At 61.4% G+C, this 5,722-nt stretch carries 7 protein-coding genes and 1 pseudogene; 2 read left to right on the forward strand and 6 right to left on the reverse strand.

Features of this window, described 5'->3' with window-relative positions; all coding sequences use genetic code 11:
- The 3 genes from Q7T64_RS15165 to Q7T64_RS15175 all read right to left on the reverse strand — a co-directional run.
- On the reverse strand, window positions 1-1,117 hold a 1,117-nt coding region (locus tag Q7T64_RS15165; RefSeq protein ID WP_304797418.1), incomplete at its 3' end, for an ABC transporter permease.
- Window positions 1,114-1,689: a DUF4126 domain-containing protein gene (locus Q7T64_RS15170; RefSeq protein ID WP_304797430.1), complete on the reverse strand. Its 576-nt coding sequence runs from the start codon at window positions 1,687-1,689 to the stop codon at window positions 1,114-1,116. The genes Q7T64_RS15165 and Q7T64_RS15170, both read right to left, overlap by 4 nt.
- 1 nt (window position 1,690) lies before the next feature.
- Window positions 1,691-2,065, reverse strand: coding sequence for a hypothetical protein (locus tag Q7T64_RS15175; RefSeq protein ID WP_304797420.1), 375 nt, complete (start codon window positions 2,063-2,065; stop codon window positions 1,691-1,693).
- Window positions 2,066-2,217: 152 nt separating this feature from the next.
- Here Q7T64_RS15175 and Q7T64_RS15180 point away from each other — a divergent pair, with 152 nt between their 5' ends.
- On the forward strand, window positions 2,218-3,231 hold the full coding sequence (locus tag Q7T64_RS15180) for an adenosine deaminase (protein ID WP_304797422.1): 1,014 nt from the start codon (window positions 2,218-2,220) through the stop codon (window positions 3,229-3,231).
- Between the two features lie 99 nt (window positions 3,232-3,330).
- Here Q7T64_RS15180 and Q7T64_RS15185 read toward each other — a convergent pair whose 3' ends face one another.
- Window positions 3,331-3,723, reverse strand: a complete 393-nt coding sequence (locus Q7T64_RS15185) for a TraR/DksA family transcriptional regulator (RefSeq protein WP_304797424.1) — start codon at window positions 3,721-3,723, stop codon at window positions 3,331-3,333.
- A 61-nt stretch (window positions 3,724-3,784) separates the two neighbouring features.
- Here Q7T64_RS15185 and Q7T64_RS15190 point away from each other — a divergent pair, with 61 nt between their 5' ends.
- The gene (locus tag Q7T64_RS15190; RefSeq protein ID WP_304797426.1) at window positions 3,785-4,183 is read left to right on the forward strand and encodes a hypothetical protein; all 399 of its coding nucleotides are present in this window, start codon (window positions 3,785-3,787) and stop codon (window positions 4,181-4,183) included.
- 121 nt (window positions 4,184-4,304) lie between these two features.
- On the opposite strand, the gene Q7T64_RS15195 is transcribed toward Q7T64_RS15190, so the two are convergent.
- A complete protein-coding gene (locus tag Q7T64_RS15195) occupies window positions 4,305-4,703 on the reverse strand; it encodes a DoxX family protein (RefSeq protein WP_304797428.1) in 399 nt (132 codons plus the stop codon).
- A gap of 742 nt (window positions 4,704-5,445) precedes the next feature.
- Window positions 5,446-5,722, reverse strand: a pseudogene (locus Q7T64_RS15200) (hypothetical protein); the annotation flags it as partial.

Here is a 5,722-nt window from a genome sequence, read left to right on the forward strand (position 1 = left end):
AGCCCAGCAGCAGCAACATGCCGGCGCCCAGCCCCTGCAATGCCGGCAGCCAGGTAGCCGGCGGCAGCAGCGTCGTCACCAGCTGCCCCAGCCATTCGAGCAGCACGAAATGCGCAGCAAAACCGACCAGTATGCCCAGCGTGCAACCGGCCAGTCCGATCAGGATGAATTCGACCAGGAACATCAGGGTCACCTGGTTTTGCGACAAGCCCAGGCAACGCAACATGGCGCAGGCATCCAGGTGGCGCAGCATGAAGCGACGCGCAGCCATCGCAATGGCAATTGCGGCCAGCATCGCCGACAGCAGCCCGACCAGTGACAGGAACTGCTCGGCCCGGTCGAGGGTGGCGCGCATTTCCGGCCGGCCCGATTCAAGCGACTCGAGACCAACACCGCGCACATCGGACTTCGCGATGGCCTGGGTAATCCATTGCTGGTAGGCGCGTACCTCTTTGGCCGGTCCCGCGACCAGCAAGCGCCAGGTCACGCGCGAACCGGCCTGCACCAGACCGGTGGACTGCAAGTCAGCCAGCGGCAACATGACCCGTGGCGCGAAATTCATGAACGCCGCGCCGCGGTCAGGCTCGGTGGCGATCAATTCGGCAATGCGAAAACTCTTGTCGCCCAGCTTCAGTACCCCGCCCGGCTGCACGCCCAGGCCGATCATCAAGGCCGGATCGACCCAGACGGTGCCGGCGGCAGGATTGCCGGCGACGCGACGCTCGCCATTGCCGGATTTCAGGGTCAGGTTGCCGCGCAGCGGGTAAGCGTCGCTGACTGCCTTGACCGAGGCCAGCATGGAACGCGATGCATCGCCGTCGCCGGCACCAGCCATGCTGGGAAACACCACTGTTTCTGCCAGTTGCAGGCCGCGCCGGCGGGCTTCATCCTTCCAGGCGGCATCGATGGATTTGTCCGCGCGGATCAGCAGGTCGGCGGCCAGCAACTGGTTGGCGTCACGCGCCAGGCCACTGCGCATCCGGTCGACAAAAAATCCGACCGACGACAGCGCGGCCACCGCCACCACCAGCGCAATGAGCAGGAAGCGCAGTTCACCGGCACGCCAGTCGCGTGCCGTCATGCGCCAGGACAGGCCGGCCAGAACGCGGCCCGTCATGCTGCCAGGCGCCGGAACAGCCAGCGCAGTCCGCGCCAGACTTTGGGCAGCAGCCAGACGGCCAGCAGCGCAAACAGCAACAGGATCACCACCAGCACCCAGGGCTGGAAGAACGCGGCCCACAAGCCGGTGACGACCAGCGCATCTTCCGAAAACGATGCCGCCCAGTTACTGAATGGCTCGGGTGAGGTATTGATCATCGCGCGGCTGCCGGCCTTGGTGGCATGGGCGCCTGCGGCAAAGGTGCCGCCGAGCAGCGCGGCAATGGTGGTCAGCGCGGGGTCGGCCTGGCCCAGCGCCGCCGCGCCGAGCACAGCGCCGGCCGGTATGCGGATGAAGGTCTGGATCGCATCCCACACCGAATCGACACCGGGCACCTTGTCGGCCAGGAATTCGACCACGAACAGGCCGCCGGTAATGGCCAGCACCCAGTTCGATTCCAGTACCTGCAAAGCGTCGGGCAAGTCCACCCAGCCTTGCCGCCCGAGCCAGCCGGCGATGAACAGCGTCATGTAAAGTCGGATGCCGCTGGCCCAGGAAAGGCCGGCGGCCATTGCAGCAGCGGGGAAAATTTCAGCCATGGACGTCGTTGTCGCCAGAAGGATTATTCGAGCGGCGCAGCCGCGATTCGGGGATTGAAGGAGAGCGCGCCACCAGCATCAGGCAGCCTGCCGCCACCAGCATGACCGGCAGGATGAAACGCCAGCCGAGATGGTAATACTGGTGCGCAAAATACAGGCCGCCGGCCAGTATCAGCAAAGGGCCGGCGACCACCGACGACTTGGTGATGCCGTCGAGTACCAGCACCGCCACGCCAGAGCCGGCCAATCCGAGGATCCAGAGCCAATGGGCGTCCGGCATCCAGTCCAGGCTTTTGAGCAGCCAGGAAACGCCCAGCACGATCAATACAATCGGAAACGCCGCGTCTTTCAAAATGAACATCCTCATCGGGTAATTATGGCGGGGTATGGCAAGGCAAGCTTGCCTGCATTATGCCCTGCCCCTACCATGTTGCCCTGTCTGCGGTTTTTTTGCCCGGAGCCTTCTGGCTGCGCCGACCGCCGCGGCCAGCAAGCCATCACAAAAACAAGGAGACGCCGATGGACCAGCAATTGCGCGACCTGGTTTGCGGCATGCCAAAAGCAGAGCTGCATATCCATATCGAGGGTTCGCTCGAGCCCGAACTTATCTTCGACCTCGCCAGGCGCAATGGCGTTGCATTGCCCTATCCGGATGTGGCGTCGCTGCGCCGCGCTTACGCGTTCCGCGACCTGCAATCCTTCCTCGATATTTACTACGCCGGCGCCAGCGTGCTGCTGCATGAGCAAGACTTCTATGACATGACCTGGGCTTACCTGGCGCGCGCGCATGCCGACCAGGTCCGTCACGTCGAAATTTTCTTCGACCCGCAAACCCATACCGAACGCGGCGTGCCCTTTGCCACCGTGATCGGCGGCATCCACCGGGCGCTGCGGGACGCCGATGCCCGATGGGGAATCAGCGGCGCCCTGATCATGTGTTTCCTGCGCCATCTGTCGCAAGGCGATGCAATGGCGACGCTGGAACAGGCGCTGCCGCACCGCGCCATGATCATCGGCGTGGGCCTGGACTCGTCCGAGCGCGGGAATCCGCCCGAAAAATTTGCTGACGTATTTGCGCGCTGCCGGCAACTGGGACTGCGCCTGGTAGCACACGCCGGCGAAGAGGGGCCGCCGGCCTATATCTGGTCGGCGCTGGACACGCTGCAGGTCGAGCGCATCGATCACGGTGTGCGTTGCCTGGAAGATTCGGCATTGACCGAGCGGCTTGCCAGAAGCGCCACGCCGCTGACAGTGTGCCCGCTGTCGAACGTCAAGCTGCGCGTGTTTGACCGGATCGGTGACCACAATCTGTTGGCCTTGCTCGAAGCCGGCATTGCGGCCACGGTCAATTCGGACGATCCGGCGTATTTCGGCGGCTATATCAATGATAACTTCGTTGCCGTGTTCGAGGCCTTGCCCCTTGGGCGCGAGCATGCGCGGGCGCTTGCCATGAACAGTTTTAACGCAGCCTTCCTGCCCGCAGGAAAAAAACAAGCCCTGCTCAGCGAGGTACAGGCGTATTTCGCCGCCTGACTTGCGGCTGCCAAAATTTTGCAGCCGGCAAAATTCCCGGCCTTGCCTGCCGTCACCTGAGGAAGCACAAAAATCGTCGGACCGGCGCCCTCTTGCGCTTCAGAGCGTGGCGCCGCGCCCGCTGGCAGGATGGCTCTTTTCGAAAATCTGCTGGCATCGCGCGCAGCGTTCGGCGATTGGCTGAACCATCAGGCGCTCCGCGGGAATCAACTCCCCGCAATCCATGCAGGTGCCATAGCTGCCGTTGGCGATGCGATCCCTTGCACGGCCAATTGCCCGCAACTCGACCATATCGCGGTTGATGGCCGCGTTGTCCAGGTCCGTGCTCAGGTCTGCGAAAGCGCTGTCCCCGGGATCGGGCGCCTCGGCAGCAAGCTTGGCGTAATCCTCTTTCTGCCCTTGCTCGCGCTGTACGTCAACCACCAGGTCTTTCTCGCGCTGGTCGAGCAAGGACACGATCTGATCAAGTTGCTGGGGTGATAAAGGATCCATTTTATTTCCGCAATAGAGACAGGGCTGGCGCGCGAAACCGCAATGCCATGCCGTTACCGGCATGCAATTGCCAAACGCAACGACGACGCCTTACTTAACGTTAATGAACTTGAGCTTTCTCAAACCCGTGCAGCACGATCTCCGTAAGATTCGCCAAAGTAAGTTTTCCCATACTCAACCCCGAGGGATTTCCATGAAACAGAAGCACGAAACTGATCGCGTCATTGCCGAACTCGTTGCGACCGCAAGTGCAAAAAACATGACGATGCGGGAGAGATATCTGCTGACTGAATCGCTGCGCAGCCTGGTCCGATTGGCAAAATCGGAATTGATGGCCGAAATCAAGAACAGTGTCCACCGTTTGACCGACGGCATTAGCGTACCGCCGCGCCGACGCCGCATACCGGCCAGTGACGGGCGTCCGCTGCAACAGGGCTTTGAATTCAACCAGTTCGACTAGCTTGCATCACCGCAAACAGGCTTCAACGCTCACCTGGATGCATGATGTCATGCTGCAGGCCGGACGCATTGTCAAGGCTCAAGCCGATGGCCGGCAATCCAACGCCAGCCTCGGCCGCCGCTCAGTTCCAGCGTCCCTTCGTGCCGCCCATGCTGTAACGGCCAGCGCCCAGTAACACGATAGCCAGCGCCACGAACAGATAAAACGCCTGCAGTTCCAGCGCCCAGCCGCCGGTGCTCGTGATCTTCAGGAAATCGCCGCTGTGAACCAGAGCGACGGCGACGATCATGTTGATCACCACCACCATTGCCGCCATGCGGGTCCAGACACCGATCACAATCAGGATCGGCGCCAGCACTTCCCCGATGAACACCGCATAAGCCAACTGGGTGGGCAGGCCGGCGGTGCCCAGCATGCCGGCGATCGGGCCAACGCCACTGATCATTTTTGCCACGCCGTGCAAGAGCAGCGTAGCGGCCAGCGTCAGGCGGAGTATGAGCTTGCCAAGGTCGTCGTTCATTTTTGTCCTCTTCTGCGCCCGGCAGCCAAGGCCGTGCATTGATTGTGGTCAATCGAAAAAAACAGTTTGGCTTCAATATCTTAGGTCGTTCCGGCTGTGCTTGTCCACAGTGTTGTCCCCTGAAACTGTGGATGACTGTACAGAATTCCGGACATGCTGCCCAATCGTACTTGCTATTTGGGCAGGTGCAATCATGGCAGATCAATACTGTCATGTCATGGAGCCGGTTGACTCAGGCTCCGCCATGCCCTGCCGCCCCCTGGCCTCGCCGATGACTGGACTTATACACACAAACGGTGGACAACATTGTGGATGAGTCCCTCTGGAAACACGCAAGTAACTGAAAGAATTGGATATTTTCCACTTGCTTGAAATCAATGCAGCGATGCACGCCGGGCTGGACAGCGGGACAGAAATGGGGGGCAACGGGGGGAACAACAGGGGGCACGGAAGATGGGCAGATTTACATTGTCTGTAAATATGCACGGGTCAGCATCCAATGCATCGCCGGCCAGCCCTGGATGAATCGCAGCGTCAAGCCGCCTGTGCCCTTTACAGTTGACCAATCGCTGCGCGTATTTCCGGCTGCGGTGGCACGGACCTTGCGGACCATGCTCCCCGCTGTCACTTCCATTGGAGGAAATATGAAGAAATTTACATCTGCACTTTTGATCGCCCTGCTATCCAGCGCGGGCATTGCAATGGCTCAATCATCATCCGGTAGCTCGACCGACACCCCGGCCTACGGCTCTGGCGCCTCGGGTGCTTCCAGCGGGGGCAGTGGCTCGCCAGGGGCATTGGGTACCAGTTCGAGCGGTGCGTCCGGCACCATGGGTTCGGGTAGCAGCTCTTCCGGGGCGAGCGCCACGGATTGCCCACCGGGTAGTGCCAGTGGCGCAAGCGGCGCTGCGGGCAGTTCCGGCAGCAGTACCGGCAGTACCAGCAGCAATGTGAATTGCCCGCCATCATCGTCCGGTGCATCGGGCACAACAGGCACCGGCAGTTCCTCGGAGCCAGCA

Source organism: Lacisediminimonas sp., from assembly GCF_030645335.1.
Classification (GTDB): Bacteria; Pseudomonadota; Gammaproteobacteria; order Burkholderiales; family Burkholderiaceae_D; genus Lacisediminimonas.